This window comes from Mesorhizobium opportunistum WSM2075 (assembly GCF_000176035.2).
Classification (GTDB): domain Bacteria; phylum Pseudomonadota; class Alphaproteobacteria; order Rhizobiales; family Rhizobiaceae; genus Mesorhizobium; species Mesorhizobium opportunistum.
This window is the reverse complement of the sequence record NC_015675.1, coordinates 4,952,500-4,968,708: the sequence shown is the minus strand read 5'-3', so window position 1 is coordinate 4,968,708 and position 16,209 is coordinate 4,952,500. Positions and strand designations below refer to the sequence as shown.

The 16,209-nt window shown below is 59.5% G+C and carries 15 protein-coding genes and 2 tRNA genes; 6 read left to right on the top strand and 11 right to left on the bottom strand.

Going from position 1 to position 16,209, the window contains the following annotated elements:
• Positions 1-111: 111 nt before the first annotated feature.
• A tRNA-Asp gene (locus tag MESOP_RS24035) sits at positions 112-188 on the bottom strand.
• 217 nt (positions 189-405) lie between these two features.
• Here MESOP_RS24035 and MESOP_RS24030 point away from each other — a divergent pair.
• Positions 406-481, top strand: a tRNA-Val gene (locus MESOP_RS24030).
• 384 nt (positions 482-865) lie between these two features.
• On the opposite strand, the gene MESOP_RS24025 is transcribed toward MESOP_RS24030, so the two are convergent.
• Together MESOP_RS24025 and MESOP_RS35240 are read right to left on the bottom strand one after the other, a co-directional pair.
• Positions 866-2,542: a hypothetical protein gene (locus tag MESOP_RS24025; RefSeq protein WP_013895927.1), complete on the bottom strand. Its 1,677-nt coding sequence runs from the start codon at positions 2,540-2,542 to the stop codon at positions 866-868.
• Complete coding sequence (locus MESOP_RS35240; RefSeq protein WP_013895926.1) at positions 2,539-2,964, bottom strand: hypothetical protein; 426 nt, start codon at positions 2,962-2,964, stop codon at positions 2,539-2,541. Before MESOP_RS35240 ends, MESOP_RS24025 begins: the two co-directional genes overlap by 4 nt.
• Before the next feature lie 812 nt (positions 2,965-3,776).
• Here MESOP_RS35240 and MESOP_RS24020 point away from each other — a divergent pair.
• Positions 3,777-4,028 carry a hypothetical protein gene (locus MESOP_RS24020; protein ID WP_013895925.1) on the top strand — a complete coding sequence of 84 codons (252 nt, stop codon included), beginning with the start codon at positions 3,777-3,779 and terminating at the stop codon, positions 4,026-4,028.
• Positions 4,029-4,143: 115 nt separating this feature from the next.
• Here MESOP_RS24020 and MESOP_RS24015 read toward each other — a convergent pair whose 3' ends face one another.
• The 6 genes from MESOP_RS24015 to MESOP_RS23990 all read right to left on the bottom strand — a co-directional run bounded on the left by MESOP_RS24015 (position 4,144) and on the right by MESOP_RS23990 (position 9,576).
• Positions 4,144-4,410 carry a hypothetical protein gene (locus tag MESOP_RS24015; RefSeq protein ID WP_013895924.1) on the bottom strand — a complete coding sequence of 89 codons (267 nt, stop codon included), beginning with the start codon at positions 4,408-4,410 and terminating at the stop codon, positions 4,144-4,146.
• A gap of 240 nt (positions 4,411-4,650) precedes the next feature.
• Complete coding sequence (locus MESOP_RS24010) at positions 4,651-5,421, bottom strand: SDR family NAD(P)-dependent oxidoreductase (protein WP_013895923.1); 771 nt, start codon at positions 5,419-5,421, stop codon at positions 4,651-4,653.
• 30 nt (positions 5,422-5,451) lie between these two features.
• On the bottom strand, positions 5,452-6,447 hold the full coding sequence (locus tag MESOP_RS24005) for an ABC transporter permease (protein WP_013895922.1): 996 nt from the start codon (positions 6,445-6,447) through the stop codon (positions 5,452-5,454).
• Between the two features lie 121 nt (positions 6,448-6,568).
• Positions 6,569-7,609, bottom strand: coding sequence for a sugar ABC transporter substrate-binding protein (locus MESOP_RS24000; RefSeq protein WP_013895921.1), 1,041 nt, complete (start codon positions 7,607-7,609; stop codon positions 6,569-6,571).
• Between the two features lie 39 nt (positions 7,610-7,648).
• Positions 7,649-8,413, bottom strand: a complete 765-nt coding sequence (locus tag MESOP_RS23995) for an ATP-binding cassette domain-containing protein (protein WP_013895920.1) — start codon at positions 8,411-8,413, stop codon at positions 7,649-7,651.
• The gene (locus MESOP_RS23990; RefSeq protein ID WP_013895919.1) at positions 8,410-9,576 is read right to left on the bottom strand and encodes an ROK family transcriptional regulator; all 1,167 of its coding nucleotides are present in this window, start codon (positions 9,574-9,576) and stop codon (positions 8,410-8,412) included. Before MESOP_RS23990 ends, MESOP_RS23995 begins: the two co-directional genes overlap by 4 nt.
• A gap of 220 nt (positions 9,577-9,796) precedes the next feature.
• Here MESOP_RS23990 and MESOP_RS23985 point away from each other — a divergent pair, with 220 nt between their 5' ends.
• Complete coding sequence (locus MESOP_RS23985; RefSeq protein WP_013895918.1) at positions 9,797-10,975, top strand: M24 family metallopeptidase; 1,179 nt, start codon at positions 9,797-9,799, stop codon at positions 10,973-10,975.
• A gap of 10 nt (positions 10,976-10,985) precedes the next feature.
• Complete coding sequence (locus MESOP_RS23980; RefSeq protein ID WP_013895917.1) at positions 10,986-11,873, top strand: class I SAM-dependent methyltransferase; 888 nt, start codon at positions 10,986-10,988, stop codon at positions 11,871-11,873.
• Between the two features lie 27 nt (positions 11,874-11,900).
• On the opposite strand, the gene MESOP_RS23975 is transcribed toward MESOP_RS23980, so the two are convergent.
• On the bottom strand, positions 11,901-13,205 hold the full coding sequence (locus MESOP_RS23975; protein ID WP_013895916.1) for a M23 family metallopeptidase: 1,305 nt from the start codon (positions 13,203-13,205) through the stop codon (positions 11,901-11,903).
• Between the two features lie 300 nt (positions 13,206-13,505).
• On the opposite strand from MESOP_RS23975, the gene MESOP_RS23970 reads away from it, so the two are divergent.
• Positions 13,506-14,501: a sterol desaturase family protein gene (locus MESOP_RS23970; protein ID WP_013895915.1), complete on the top strand. Its 996-nt coding sequence runs from the start codon at positions 13,506-13,508 to the stop codon at positions 14,499-14,501.
• Positions 14,498-15,640: a GNAT family N-acetyltransferase gene (locus MESOP_RS23965; RefSeq protein WP_013895914.1), complete on the top strand. Its 1,143-nt coding sequence runs from the start codon at positions 14,498-14,500 to the stop codon at positions 15,638-15,640. Before MESOP_RS23970 ends, MESOP_RS23965 begins: the two co-directional genes overlap by 4 nt.
• A gap of 75 nt (positions 15,641-15,715) precedes the next feature.
• On the opposite strand, the gene MESOP_RS23960 is transcribed toward MESOP_RS23965, so the two are convergent.
• Positions 15,716-16,183, bottom strand: coding sequence for a peroxiredoxin (locus MESOP_RS23960; protein WP_013895913.1), 468 nt, complete (start codon positions 16,181-16,183; stop codon positions 15,716-15,718).
• Positions 16,184-16,209 lie beyond the last annotated feature (26 nt).

Below are 16,209 nucleotides of genomic sequence, written 5' to 3'. Positions count from 1 at the left end.
GCGCGGGGAGCGATCACTGACCGCGCCTCGACACTTCATTTCCGAAAGTGGACTTTGACAATTTATGTCGGCATTTCCCTTGTACCAAGAGTTTGAAACCCTTGAGAGAAATGGCGCGAGTGACGGGGCTCGAACCCGCGACCTCCGGCGTGACAGGCCGGCACTCTAACCAACTGAGCTACACCCGCGCATTGACGAGCACGTGTCAGCCGTGTTCGTCGTTGGGGCGCTGGATAAGGGGTTCGCCACCGGGTGTCAAGCGCACCAAACCATCATAACAGCAAACTGGAGAAGGTTTTTTGACAGCCGGCGTTTTGTTGGCAAATCCGGCCCGCGAACAGGGCGTCGCCTTTTCATTTGGCCTTGCGAAGCCGGTCCCGACCGCTTAAAGGTCCGGCCCGGAGCGGGCGATTAGCTCAGTTGGTAGAGCGCTTCGTTTACACCGAAGATGTCGGCGGTTCGAGCCCGTCATCGCCCACCACTTTGATTAAACAAGGTAATTTTTGTTTTTGTGCTTTTTCTGCAAACCGTCGAAAATTGCCGCCTAGCTACAAAATAGCAACAGGAACAAAAGTAGCTCGCCAGATTCTCTCGGGCCTTGTAACGGCGATCTTCATATCTTAGCTCAAGGCACAACAAAAAAATGGCGGTCTGTCCAACGGCCTAGGCCATCTCAATCAGAGGGCAATCTTGGTCATCCGAGATCTCGGAATTCGGGCTAACCCTATCGCTTAGGCGCTTCGCTCTGATCAACCATTCTTGCCAACTAGGACAGTGGTCGGACGTGCGACTCGCATTCTCATCGCTGTCCTGCATTTTTCGAGGGTAGCTATGAGGCCTTTTGGCGGCGGACTGACCAGCCCAATCAGTAAGGTCCGCGCCAGTTATCAAGAAATGATCTCCCTTTATCTATCGGCACGATATCATAAAAAATGTAGCCTCCCTCGATCGTGGAGTCTGCGAAAACGGTGAAGCCATCGCCATTAAGAATATACGAACCGATTCCACATTGAAGATAGTCAATGCGCGCGTTACCGATTGCAGTAATTTCTTCCGTCGATAGCTGAAAAATATTCGCAAACACAGTGACCGACAAAGCGATCTGCCGATAATATTCAACTGAACCAAATTTTGCGCCAACAGGCAGGGCGAATCGAATGCTTTTTAACCGTCCATAGTCCTCGATGACCTCCACAAAGCCTTTAAGTTCTTTATCAATAGGAAAGCCAACCCAGCACTCGGTGCCGGGGCACAGCTTGCCCTCCTCCATGCCATAGAATCCAGAAAGCGCGCGTAAAATATCATTTGAATTCCAGGGAAGGTCAGCTTGCGTAGCTGGCTCTCGACGAAACGATATCGACGGATCATTCAACGTGTTCAAGAGATCGGTGCCTTCTCGAACATTGAAATGTCCTCGAAATTCAAACTTGTCCGTCATGACCTGCAGAAGCCTCACCGCTCTTTCGAAATTATGAGGATGGGTGAGATAGACGTTTGCCCCCCTCAGCCGCTTTGCAAGCCCCTCATACTCAGATCTGGTAAGGACAGGGAGATGAGTCTCAGCACCTACAGCAACACGATCTGGGTTCGTATAGTCGAGATCAGCAAACGCAGAGTTATTTCGGCAACTGGCGTGGAGCATCTTGATGACGAAATCCTCCGCATTTAACCCTCTCTCCCCAACCAGCAAGTGATTAAAGACTATATCTTTCATTAGAAAGAGATAGGATTCCATCCCTTCCGCAAATAGCTTAGCGTTTAAGCTATTGTTTTTCTTAATGTATAGGTATGTGTTCCCCACGTCGATTGCGGCGACAGTGTCCGCTCGCACCTCCTCGTCAAACGTGCTCTGCGCTAGACGGCGATCTAAGAAGTCTAGGAGAGAGTCGAATAATCCGCTTGTCTCTGCCACTGGCACTTCAATTGTTTTGAGATGTGCGAGCTCGTGAAAAAGCAGCTGCGAAAAGGCCCCCGCAAAAACAAAATCTATGTGCTCATCATGGAGGGCCCCCGCCGCGCGCAGCAGATCCTTAACCTCCTTAGTAACATCTTCACCGTCCGGAACGTATCCCCTTCGTAATTCCCTCAGTAGCGTAAGGCGTCTGATTGAGAATATTTTTAAGTCAGTTATAGAATCCGTCAGAGCATCTCCCGATCTATTTGCGTTTTCGTATGTATAAGCCAATGATGAATTCATGGCGCCTAAAGTCAAAGTCGATGCAAGCAATTCACTAATCAGAATGATGTTAGGCTTGACGGCCATCGCATTCATGCTCAAACTTGGCATCGATGAGTACAAAATTGCTGACTCCTTGACTACCTTGATATTAACCTTCGATCCATCCAGCCCAGGCCCGACATGAATGTAGTCTCCTATCCTGAGGAGCTCTACAACAGATGCCAGCCTGTCGCGAAATTCAGGAACCTCGAACTCATCCTTAGCGAGATCGCGGATATCCGAGGCTGACCGCGCTGATCCTAATGAAAGGAGCAGGCCGCATATTACGGCGGCAATTGTTCGCGCCACTTTGAAAGCGTTCATACTTGCGGTTTTTTGGAGTACTTGCTTTCAACCGACGCAAGTATTATTCTGAAGAAAAACCCGTTCTGATACGATATTAAAAAGGCAACAAACGAGTCTGTGATGGAAATTATAGAATTATATGTGTACATAACGACAATAGGTGCTATTAGAGAAGCGGATATAATGCCTTTCTTTAAATCTGTTGGTTTTTCGGTGATGTACTCATAGATTGATTTTGATATAACACCTAGAAATGTCCCAACCGACGCAATAAGTGGAGCTTTGTAGTCTCGCAGTATCGAAATATCAAAATCTCCATGCACCTCCGGGTCTCTGAAAAAATTGAAGTAGAGCGCATAAGCAAGATAGGTCAGTGCGAGCACAAGGAGCGCATAAATTACATACAGAGGGACGGGAGGCAGGCGGCGGCTTTCAGCCATTAGTGGCGTCCTCCAAGTGCGGTTTCGCACTAAGTTGGCCGATTGGGCGGCCTTAGTTGGTCCTGTTGGGAGACCATGGCCTCTAAGGCGATCGACCGTTCATGTTGACCTTGGGGAATCTATCATGCAGTGGGGCAGCCGGTCACGCAAATTGTGGCGGCAGGGTCGAATACTGTGCGGCCAAACGCAAACGCTCTGATCGATCCAACACACGCGCCGAGCCTAGTCCGAGGCAGCATCCCTGAGCATCATCAGCGATGAGGGTAGGAAGTCTTGGGTTGCACCAGGAACATGAAGCCAATCGGCTAGCTCGTCATCTATCGGCGCAAAGCCTGCCCCATAGGCGTTAGTGTCTTAATTTGAAAACGGGTTCACGATTGATCCCTGCTCAACCAGTTTTTGGCCGTAGGATTTTTGTCAGCTTTCTATAACCGCAGCCCTAGTTAGACCTGCGCCCGGAGTAGAGCAGTTTACCTGCCTCCCGGCTTCCTGCGCTGCAACTACAGCCGCGTTCCATGGTCTATCCTCTGTCATCGGTCCTTTCAACTGTGAACACTTGTTTGTCACGATCGGTCACGATCAGGAGAAATGGCTTAATTGGCATGTTCGATCTCTCTTTCGATGTTTCGCCACGATCGGAGCCCGCACGGCATCAACCGGCGTATTGATCGGCGGTATCTGTAGCACGGCGTGCGCGCTCACAAGACCCTGCGCATTACGGCAGCTATGGCGGCAGGTGTGCGCAATCGGCTATGGTCGAAGGAAGAATTGGTGGAAGCGAGCGTATCGAGCTGAAATGGGAGGAGCGGTAAATGTCGGACCAGACGCAAACATATGTAGAGTGCGAAGTTGGAAATGATCTGTCGAATGATGAGGTTTTTGCTTGGGTCGATCAAGCGCTTGAGCAGAACAAAAACATGGCCGCGATTGGAATCAACGTAAGCAACTCGCTGCATCAACGCGGTCTTACTGGCGAACATCGTGGCGTGAAAATCGCGATGGACCCAAGCCTGTACCCACGCGATGTCGTGCGCATTCAGTTCGGACCCAAGAAATCAAATTAGGAGACTACCCCATAGGCACTTGCCGGTACGGAGCGGCCAACGGTGTTCGTCGGCAGCGCGGACTGCAACGAGATTGACCGGCATATATGTCCGCTGGAGGGTCGGTTCGCCAGCGTCAAGGATTTTGAGCGCTCTTTAGTTCCTGGATTTCCTCAAGCAGGTTTTTGACCAATATCTGGTAGACTTGCGTGAGTTCCGCTGGTGTGAGTTCGACCCGGATATCGTACGAGCCGGCATAGTTCACTTGCAGCGTCGCCGTCCCGAACAGCGTCGTGGTGCCGTCGCGAATATCAGTCGCCACGATCAGGTTTTGGACAGGTTGGTCGAGCAGGATGACGCCAGCTTCGCCGGGATTGTTATGGGTCGTTGTCCTAATTCTCATGTCGGCCTCCTGTTCACACACAGCAGCGTGCGGCACCATTGTCTTCCGCGATCGCACCATAGGCTAATACGATCAGGCAGTTCACAATACACCTACAAGCGGTCGATTCCTCCGGGATGTAGCCACTCCAAAAACCCGCCACGGGTCGCTCCCGTGGCGGGTTTTTCATCGATCAGGGGGTTGCGGGCCACCGGCGCGAGCTTCCTGACGCCTCGTCGGCGTGATTTCGCACCTGAGGGGTCACGGCGGCAGCAGCCGAAAGTCATTGCCCTCGGGCAGCAATTGTCCGCCATCGACGACGATGGTCGTGCCGGTGATGTAGCTGGCGTCATCCGAGGCGAGGAACAGGAAGGCGTTGGCGACGTCGCGCGGGCTGCCGAGCCTGCCGAGCGGGATGGAATCCTCCATGTTCTTGATGTAGGCGGCGCCGCGATGCTGCTGGATGGCTTCGGTCAGGATGTTGCCGGGCTCGACGCCGTTGACGGTGATGCCATAGCCGGAGAATTCCAGCGCCGCCGCCCGGATGAAGCCGTTGATTCCGGCCTTGCTGGCCGAATAGTGGCCGTGGCCCGGGCTGGTCACGTGCGGACCGGTTATGGAGGAGGTGTAGAGCATGCGGCCAAAACGCTGCGCCTTCATCGGCACCAGTGCGGCGCGGCTGGCATTGAAGGTGCCGCGCAGATTGACGGCCATGACGCGGTCCCAGTCGTCGGCGCTCGTGTTCTCGATCAATTGCCAGGGATAGATGCCGGCATTCTGCACGATGATGTCGAGGCGGCCGTGCTGCTTCAGCGCCAGAGCCACCGCGGCCTCGGCGTCGCTCATCCGCGAGATATCGGTGCGGATGAAGGGCACGCCGAGTTCGCTGGCGGTCGCTTGGCCGGCCGCCGCCTCGGTATCGGCGAGCACCAGCCTTGCGCCTTCCTCGGCGAAACGCTGCGCGATGCCCTTGCCGATGCCGCGCGCGCTGCCGATGATCAGCGCCACCTTGTCTTTCAGTCGTCCGGTCATGCCCGCCTTCCTGTCATGCGAATCGTCCTGTCATGCGAGTCTTTGGCGAATGGTTTGCTTGAAGGCGTCGAGCAGCACGGCCGCCAGCACCAGCAGGCCGTGGATGACCTGGGTGAAGTTGGCGGGCAGCCCCATCAAATTGATCGCCGTGTTGATGGCCGAGAGCAGAAGCACGCCGGCATAGACGCCGGGCAGGGTGCCGACGCCGCCCTTCAGGCTGACGCCACCGATGACGACCGCGGCAAAGGCGTTGAACAGCAGGCCGACGCCGAGATTGGCGGTGGCGCCCGAGGTGCGGATCGCCAGCAGCCAGCCGGCTAGGCCGGCTATGGCGCCGGCGAGCACGAAGGCGATGACTAGGTTGCGGTTGACTCGGATGCCGGCGCGGAAGGTTGCCGTCTCGTTGCCGCCGATCATCACCAGGTGTCGGCCGAACGGCGTCTTGGCCATGATCAGCGAGAAGACGACGAAACAGGCGATGGCGATCCAGGCGGTGAGCGGCAGGCCGGCGAGGCGCTGGATGCCGAACCAGCGAATGGCCGGCGCCAGGTCCTGCGCCGAGCGGCCGCCCGAAATGACCAGTACCAGGCCGCGCACCCAGATGTAGGACGCCAGCGTGATGATGAAGGCGCTCATCTTCACCTTGACCACCAGATAACCGTTGAAGACGCCGATGAGGCCGCCGACGGCCAGCGCCAGCAGCAGCGATACCGGCACCATCAGCCATTCCGGATGCAGTTGCACGCCCATGCCAATGCCTGACGAGCAGAACAGGATGCCGACCGCCATGGCGCTGAGCGCGGCGACGGATTCGACCGACAGGTCCATGTGGCCGGCGATGATGACCAGCGCCAGGCCGATCGACATGACCCCGAGCACGCTCGAAGCCTCGATGATGTTGGCGAAGATGCCGAGCTGAAAATAGTTCGGCACGAAGATGGAGAACACCACCAGCACGAACAGCAGCATGAACCAGACGAGGTTGTCGAGAACGAACTCCAGGGCATGGCGGGTGCGGAGGTTCATGGGCTGATCCGGCTGGCGCATGCCTCCGAAAATCAGTTCGATTTTCGGAGGCATGCGCGGATTGGAATTGCGAAGGATTGGCTCCGGGCCGAGAGGGCCCGGAGCGTTTCAGGCGAGATGCCTATTCGACCGACTTGACCGTGTCCGTCGGCGGCTTCTGGTTGCCCCAGAAAGCCGGGTTGTCGACGTTTTCCTTGGTAATGGCCGCACCCGGGATCTTGATGTTCGGGCCCCAGCTTTCCTTGGTGACGACCGATTTCAGGCCAAGCACGTCATAGTCGCCGGGCTTGATTTCTTCCTTCTTGACCACCTTGTCCATGAACATGGCAACCGCCGCGGCCTGTGCGTAGAGCGGCTGCTCGACTTCGACGTTGAGCCAGCCCTTGCGGATCAGGTCGAGGCCGACCGGAGCGCCGTTCGAGCTCATCAGCATGACGTCGCCCGGCTTCTTGCCGGCGGCCTCGAGCGAGGCGACGGCGGCGACCGACAGGTGCGCGGCATGGCTGAAGATCAGGTCGATGTCGGGGTTGGCCAGCATCTGGTCGGCGACGATGGTGCCGGCGTTGCTGGCTTCCCACTGCATGGCCGGAAGCGAGATGATCTTGACGTCCGGAAACGCCTTCATCTTCTCCTCGAAGCCCTTCTGGATGTCGAGCGTATAGGGATCGCCGGGGTCGCCCAGCACTTGCAGCACCTTGCCCTTCACCGAGCCGTTCTTGGCTTTCAGCAGTTTCTCTGCCTGGTCGGCCGCGACATGGCCGATCTCGACGGTTCCGGCGACCGATGTGAAGTCGGAAGGCGTCGAGGTGATCTGGCGGTCGAACTCGACCACCGGGATGCCGGCCGCACGCGCCGCCTCGATGGACGGTTTCAGCGCGTTGAAATCGACCGCGGCCAGGATGATGGCCGCCGGCTTCAGCGCGATGACGTCGTTCATCTGCGACTGCTGCGCGTCGGTCTTGTTGTCGGCATTCAGCGTTTTCACTTCATAGCCGACCTGCTTGAGGAACAGCTCCAGCGCGCTCACCGAGCCGGTCTGGAACTCGTCGAGCAGTGTCGGCACCATGTAATAGACGGTCCCCTTGGACTGGGCGAATGCCGGCGTGAGCGTGGCAAAGGCCAGTGCCAGGATACCGAAGACAGCAAGAAGTACTCGCTTCATGTTGTTGGCTCCCTGTTAAGCCGGACCCCTCTTTGTCCCTCAGCCCGCCGGTCCGGCACCGGCAAGCGTTTCACCGGTGATCATGTTGATCACCGCATCGGGACTTGTTTTGCTGCGTGCGACATCGCCCGCCACGACGCCTTGCCGGATCACCACGATCCGGTCGGCGACCTGAAAGGCCTGCTGCATGATGTGGGTGATGATGACGACGCCGATGCCCTGGCTCGCCACCTGGCGGATCATGTCGAGGCCGCGCCGCGTCTGCTCGACACCAAGGGCGGCGAACGGTTCGTCCAGAAGCACCAGCTTGCCGCCCCAGTGTACGAACCGGTTGAGCTCGATGGCTTGCCGCTGGCCGCCCGATAGGTGCTCGACATTGGTGCGCAGAGACGGAATGCGGGTGCCGGCGCTCGCCAGGGCCTTCCCAACGACGGCCTCCATGGCGCGCTCGTCGAGCACGGGAATGCCGAGAACCTTCCGGGTGATCTCGCGGCCCATGAAGAAATTGGCCACCACATCGACATTGGTGCACAGCGACAGGTCCTGGTAGACGGTCTCTATGCCCGCCGCCTTCGCTTCGGCGGGCGATTTGGCGAGAAACTCCTTGCCCTCGAACAGCATGCGGCCCGAGGTCGGCTCCAGTCCGCCCGCTATGATCTTGACCAGTGTCGATTTGCCGGCGCCGTTGTCGCCGAGCAGGGCCACGACCTCGCCCTTGCCGATCGAGAAGCTGATCCCCTTCAGCGCTTCGATCGCGCCATAGTTCTTGGTGACGTTGTCGAGCACCAGCAGAGGTTCACTCATGCGGCAATCTCCTTGGCCGCCAGGAGATCGCGGCCACGCTCGCGCTCTGCCGTGAACATCTGCCCGAAGCGCGGCGACAACACCCCTGAAACTGCAAGGGCGGCGGCGCCGCGCAGCACGGATTGCTGGCCGCCGCCCGCGACGACCACGCGGGGCGCCTTGCGGTCGCCGCGGGCCGAGACCGAATTGAGCAGCGGCGTTGCCGCGCCCGCCAGAAGTTGCAGCAAGTCCGGCGCCGCCAGCCCGCCGAGCACGATCGTCTCGGGATCGAACAGGTTCTCGATGATGGCGATGGCATTGCGGAAGATCGGGCCGACCTCAGCCACCCAATCGGCGTCGTTGCCGGCCCAGCGCCCCCGTGCTTCGAGCGAAAGATAGCGTTCGAGGCAGCCCCGGTTGCCGCAAGGACAGGGCTCGCCGCCGGGAACGACGGGAATGTGGCCGATTTCGCCGGCATTTCCCCAGGCGCCGCGCATCACGCTGCCGTCATGCATCATGGCGCTTCCCAGCCCGACGCCGAAATAGAGATAGTAGTATTCGGAATGGTGGACCCCGATGCCATAGAGGCGTTCGCCCATCGCGGCGGCGGCCATGTCGCTTTCGAAGAACGCCGGCAGTCCCGTCGCGGCCGTCAGCCGCTCGCGCAGCGCCACATCCTTCCAGCCAGCCATCGTCGTTGGCCCGACGAAGCTCATGGAGTCCACGCCAAACGGTCCGGGAAGCGCCATGCCGATGCCGATGACACGGCCGCCGGCCCGCTTCCCCGTTAGATCACGGACCATGCCGCCGATCTCATCGAACGCATGATCGGGCGCCGCGTTGGGCGCTTCGCGGTGCGAACTCTCGATCACGTCGCCGCTGAGATTGATCAGTGCTGCATCTATCCCGAGCGGCGTCAAATGGATGCCGACAGCATAGCCGCCCTCTGGATTGATGCGCAGCGTCGCCGGAGGTAGGCCGCGCCCCTTGGGTTCCTCTCGCAGGGACAGGATGTAGCCCTGTTCCTCCAACTCGCGGACGATGGTCGATACGGTCTGCACGGTGAGCCCGACATGCCGGGCGATATCGCCGCGGGCGATGGGGCCGTTACGGCGGATCGACTCGAGCACGATGCGCCGGTTGTACGGCCGCCCAAATTCCTGATTGGTCCCCCGCAACGCCATGCCTTGCACTCCCAACGGATACAAGTTTGCATCAAAGATTTATTCAGTCAAATGGAATTCAAAAATAAATCAGCAAAAAGTCCGGGGGCAAAAAGGCGCTGGGATGGACGTTGCTGGGTTTAGGACCTGTTCAGGTGCCGCCCTTGGCCGATTGCCGCAATCGCGAGAACCGCTTCAATGGTGGCCAAGCAACCGCGACGCAACACAGCATGGAGCAAAGATGATCGAATTGCCGTTTGCCCGCGAGGAGTACCAGCAGCGGCTTCGCAAGATCCGCGCCGAGATGGCCAAGCGCGGTCTCGAGCTCCTGATCGTCAACGACGTTGCCAACCAGCACTATATCACCGGCTATGACGGTTGGTCGTTCTACACGCCGCAGGTGGTGCTGGTTCCCGTGGAAGACGTCGAGCCGGTCTGGATCGGGCGCGCCATGGATGCCGCCGGCGGTCTTCTCACGGCCTGGATGAGACCCGAGAACGTGGTTGGCTTCCCGGAAGATCACGTCCAGCGTGTCGATCGCCATCCGATGGACTGGATCGCCAACTGGATCGTGGCCAAGGGCTGGGGTACCAGGCATATCGGCATCGAGCTCGAAGCCTATTATTTCTCCCCGAAAGCGCATGCGCGGCTCGTCGCCGGCCTTCCCAATGCAAAATGGCACGATGCCGATCTCCTGGTGAACTGGATCCGTGCGGTCAAATCGGCGCCCGAGATCGCCTATTTGCGCAAGGCGTCGACCCTGGCCGAAGCGGCGGTGGCGCGGGCCTTCGAGGTGATCGCGCCGGGTGTGCGCGAGTGCGATGCGATTGCGTCCATCCAGGCGGCGCAGATCGCCGGCAGCCCGGATTTCGCCGGCGACATCACGGCCCTTCCGCCGACAATCCTCGGCGGCGAGAACGCCTCGGCCCCGCACATCATGTGGAGCGACCGTCGGTTCGGGGACAACGAGACCATTGCCCTGGAACTCGCCGGCGTCTGCCGCCGCTATGCCGCCGGGTTGGCGAGAACGATGCAGCTTGGCAAGACGCCGACGCGTGTCGCGGACACGGCAAGGGCGGTGATCGAGGGCATGGACGCGGTACTCTATGCGGTCCGGCCAGGAACATCGGCCGAAGCGGTCGAAGGTGCATGGCGCAAGGTCATCCAGCGCTACGGGCTGAAGAAGGAGTCGCGCATCGGCTATTCCATCGGCGTCGCCTATCCGCCGGATTGGGGCGAACACACGATCAGCCTCCGCCCGGGTGACAAGACGGTGCTTCAGCCCGGCAACGTCGTTCATTCCATCCTCGGCATGTGGATGGACGGCTGGGGTATCGAGATCAGCGAGACCATCCTGGTCACCGAAACCGGCCATGAGACGCTGACCAGGTTCCCGCGGGAGATCCATGTCAAAGCCTGAGGGATCGGTCATGGCCGACGGTGGCGCGATTTCCGGCGGTGTTGGCCAGGCCTGTTATTGTCGGAGGCGCTGCAATCCAGGCTTCAGATGTCGGCGGGCCGGTGCGGTATGGACCAAGCAGGCAAGTCCATGGCCGCTTGATTTTCCATCCCACCTCACTCAAAAGGGCGCATTTGGGGGAGCGCGAATAGTGTCAAAACTTACAAGTTTTCTGGAGGGCCACGGTCTCAAGCGAAAGCGCCGGCCATCGGCTGTTGTGCTTCCAGAACGGCGTATGACACAAATATTGCACGAGCGCTGCGTTATCGAGAGTGCCGATTTTGCGGCGCCGCACATGGAAAATGCGCTGCTTTTCGACGACCACCAGCAAATACGAAATTATGCAATCGAGAAAGTCGCGAAATCCGGGTTTCTGCTGGAATTTGGTGTCTTTGACGGGACAAGCATCAACCATTTCGCAGGGAGACTTTCGTCATCTGGCGACACGCGGTCAATCTTTGGATTTGATGCTTTCCTAGGTCTTCAGGAAAACTGGACTGGAACTGGCTTCCAGGCCAGAGGCCGGCAATTCAACAGGGACGGCGTTGTGCCGAAGGTTCGGCAAAATGTGAATCTGATAAAGGGCTGGATTGAAGATACGCTTCCAACGTTTCTTAAGCAGCACCAAGGTCCAATTGCTTTCATTCATATTGACACGGACACCTACACGCCCTGCAAAGCCATTCTCACGCTCTGCAAGGACAGGCTTGTCAGTGGCAGTGTCGTCCTGTTTGACGAACTGCTCTGCTACCCAGGATGGCGATTTGGAGAGTACAAGGCGCTGAACGAGGTGTTGGGTCCAGACCGGTACACCTGGGCAGCGTTCGAAGAGCAGCGGGCCGCGCTTGTCATCAACTGAAGGTTTCACTCCGAGGACTGGCGCGCCTCAGAGATACTGGGCGACCTTCTTGCCGACGGTGAGGAAGCGCAGCGGATCGATCGCTTCGCCATTGTGGCGCACTTCGTAGTGCAGATGCGGGCCGGTCGAGCGGCCGCTGCTGCCGGTCTTGCCGAGGACGGCGCCGGCATCGACCTTCTCGCCGACGGTCACGTCGATTTCGCTCAGATGCCCGTAGCGGGTCGCAAAGCCGTTGCCGTGGTCGACTTCCACCATGCGGCCATAGCCGCCGTTCCAGCCGGCCTTGGTGACGACGCCGGGCGCCGTGACCCTTGCCGCCATGCCGATCGGCGCCCTGAAATCCATGCCGGAATGCAGCGCGGCGGTGCCGAGGAGGGGGTCGGTGCGAATGCCGAACGGGCTGGTGACGGAGTGGCCGGGTGCGGGGTTGGACAGCGGCAGCTGGCGCGCTTCCTTCTTGAGATGGTCGAGCGTATCCAGGGCTTCGTCCAGTTCCTTGACCTTGCTGTCGAACATCATCGAGCTGTCGAGCGGGATCAGCGGTCCGCCGACATCGCTCTGGTCCTTGCCGAAATCGCCGTCGACCGGCAGTCCCGCCGCTTGCAGCGCCTGGGTGATCGCGTCGGCGCTCTTATAGGCATTGTCGGCGAGTGCGCTGATGCGGGTGAGCTGCTCGGTCTCGATCGATTTCAGCGACTGGTTGATCGAGACGAACAATTTGTCGGCGCGATCGGCGGCTGAATCGTTTGGCAAAGGATCGGAGCGGGTCGACCACAAGGAGAACGGCCTCGTGTCTGCGGCTCCGGGGTCCGCGCTCAGGCTAGCGACCGCGTAATTCTGCGCCGGCTGGCTGATGCTGCCGGTCACTTCGGCGGGTTTGTCAGGCTTCGCGGCTGCTGCCGGGGCCTCGCCTGGCGCTGTTCCGACGTCATTCTCTGCGCGTTCGAGCAACGGGCCGAGGCGGCCGTGACGCTGGCTGAGCTGCGTCTGCCGGTCAAGCAACTCGCTGACCTTGGTCTCCATCAATTGCTGATCGAGCAGCTGGCGGCTGGTGATGCGGTCGACCTGGGCGCGCAGTGCCGAAATACGGTCCTCGTAAGCCTGCTGCATGCGCGCCTGGCGCGCGGTGGTGGCGCCGATCAAGTCATCGCGCAGCACCAGGTAGGACGTGGCCAGCAGGTAGCCGACGGCAATGGCGGCGAGTGCCGAGCCGATGAATGCCGCGAGCCAGGGTCGGATCGTGAAGTGCCTGATCTCGTTACCCCGGGCAATGATGACAGTGTGGGGTTCCTTGCGCCTGCCGAAGACTGCGGACTGACCGGTTGCGTTCACGGGACCAAGCTTTCGTTTACGACACCACGACGGCTTGATTACACATTATTAGGGTTAACAAAGGCTTGCCGGACCGATCGCGCGGCAACGAATACACGCGGCGAGGGCAGTGGGTTGCATCAACACTGCCGAGGGAGCGGCCATCGTGCGCGCGTCACGCACCATGTTTCAACCAGAGGAACGGGTCACTCGCCGATTAAGGTCAAGAATCCTTAACTCTCTTTGATCGCATTTACTTGACGGTTTTCGGTTAAAGGCGTGATGGGGTTTGGGAATCTATTGAAGAAGGCGGTCCAAGGGATGCTGAGCGATCTGGTTGGCAAGGTCCTCGACAGGCTCTCCGGCACCAGTCTGCTGGCGACCGGGCTTTTGCTGCTGACTGCCTTGGTCAGCGCGCTCGTGGCCTATTGGCGCACGGTGGAGGAGAAGAGCTGGAAGGAGTTTTTCGAGTTCGCCGTCCCGCATGAGGTTATCACTCATCCCTCGGCGAGAGCCGACCTGCTGTTCTGGGTGACGAAGAAAGCTCTGATGCCCTTCCTGATGCTGCCCGCCGGAATTGTCTTCGTCACGGCGGTAGGCTACGGGACCAACTGGCTGTTCTCGACACTGTTCCAGTTCCAGCCGCCGCTGATCGAGGGGCCGGCGGGTCCGGTAACGGTGCTGATCTTCACCATCACCATGCTGCTCGCCTACGACATTTCCTATTATCTCTATCACGTCGCCCAGCATCGCTATCCGGTGCTCTGGGAACTGCACAAAGTGCATCACTCGGCCGAGGTGATGGTCGGTATCACCAAGGACCGGGTCCACCCGCTCGACGAACTGATGAACCGCGCCTGGGACGGCATCGTGGTGGGCATCTGCTTCGGCATCTGGTCGCTGGTTTCGCTGAACCTGGTCGAACTGACGGTCTTTGGCGTCAACGTCTACGTCATGCGCAACATCCTGATGATGGATTTCGTCAGGCACACGCATTTCAAGATCTCGTTCGGCCCGCTCAACAATTTGATCCTGTGTCCCCATTGGCACCAGCTGCATCACAGCACCGATCCGCGCCACTACGACAAGAATTTCGGGCTGCTCTTCTCGTTCTGGGATCGCCTCTTCGGAACATTGTGCGTGCCGAAGCCCGACGAGGATTTCAAGTTCGGCCTGGTCGATCGCGATGTGCGCGACTACCAGTCGCTTGCCGGCCTCTATGTCATGCCGCTGAAGCGAATGTGGCGACATATCGCTCGGCGCGTCCGTCCCGGAAAGCCGGAGACAACGCGAGCATCGCAGAGGGCTCGGTCGTGAACGCTCCCGTGGCGCCCACTATTCCGCGGAGCTTCGTCTTCGAAGTCGTGACATCGGCGGCGCGTTTGGACGAGATCGCCCCGGCCTGGAGTGCGCTTTGGCAGCGAGCCGGCGGGCTTGTCTTCCAGCATCCGGCCTGGATCGCGGCCTGGTGGCGCACCACCCCCCATCAGGAGCGGCGCACGCTCAGGATCGGGCTGGCCTGGAACGGCGACCGGCTCGAAGGCGTGATAGCGCTCGCCACCTTCAGGCGCTCCGGCATCCGCGTTCTCGAATGGGCGGCGAAGGATCACAGCGACTATGGCAACGCGCTGTTTGCCCCCGGCGGCGACCCGCAACAACTCTCCCGGCTCTGGCAGTATGTTCTCGACCAGGGCGGCTTCGACCTCATCTATCTCAATCGTCTGCTGCCGGATGCCGGTTTCCGTGCCCTGCTGGATCCGGCCTCGCGCCACGGCAAGGCGCTTCGGCGCAACCACCGCTGGGAAATCAGCTACCGTGTCGAGGGTTCCTGGCCGCGCGGCGCGGACTGGTTCGAGACGCTGTCCAAAAAGGCCCGGCAGAACTACCGTCGCGGCTGCAAGTTCATGGAAGAAGGCGGCGCATTGCGTTTTCGCCTGATGGATATCGGCGAACCGCTTGAGCCGGTGCTCGCTCGGGTCGCGGCGCTGAAGCGGCTGTGGCTGGCGCGGCACGGGCGCGTCTCGGACCTGTTCGATGAAGGCTCGCCTGTTCTCGCCGCGCTTGTGTCGGTGCTGGCCGAGCTCGGGCTGTTGCGCATTTTCGTCTTGGAGCTCGACGATACGATCGTCGCCGTCTCGATCAATTTCGAGCAGCACGGCACCATGATGGCTTTCGTCACCACTTACGATCCCGAATACGAGCGCGCCTCGCCGGGTATGGTGCTGATGGTGGACTATATCCAATGGTCGCTCGACCGTGGCCTTGGCAAAATTGATTTCCTCTGCGGCGGCGAGGATTTCAAGCGGCGCTTCGCCACGCAGTCGGTCAGGCTGTCATCGGTGATCGGCGCGCGCGGCTTGCGCGGTCGCCTCGCCGCGCTGGCCGATCATCTGAACCATGTTTCGAAATCCTGGCGGGCGCGACAGCAGCCGAAGGTGGAAACACCCGAAGAGTAAGGACGCCTGATTTCGGCATCAGCCGGATTTCGTGCGCCGACATGAAGGCCGTATCGCCGTCGGCCTTCGTGGCGCTCAAAGCGCTCGGACGGCCTCGAGAACTTCCTCGGCATGGCCCTTCACCCGGACCTTGCGCCAAATCCTGGCGATCCGGCCATCGCGGCCAATCAGGAACGTGGCGCGCTCGACGCCCATGTATTTGCGGCCATACATCGATTTCTCGACCCACAGATGGTAGGCATCGATCACCTTGCGCTCCTCGTCGGCGGCGAGGTCGATGGTGAGGCTGTATTTGGACTTGAACTTGTCGTGCTTCTTGACGGGGTCGGGCGACAGGCCGATCACCACCGCTCCGGCCTTCTCGAATTCCGGCTTGAGCTGTGAAAAGCTGATCGCCTCCTGCGTGCAGCTTGTTGTGTCGTCCTGCGGATAGAAATAGAGCACCACGGGCTTGCCGGCGGATGCGGCAAGGCTGATTGAGCCGCCGCCGTCTCGCGGCAGGTCGAATTGCGGCGCAAGATCGCCCACGACGAGGTCAGCCATACCGATGCCCTTGTTTGAGGTTACGC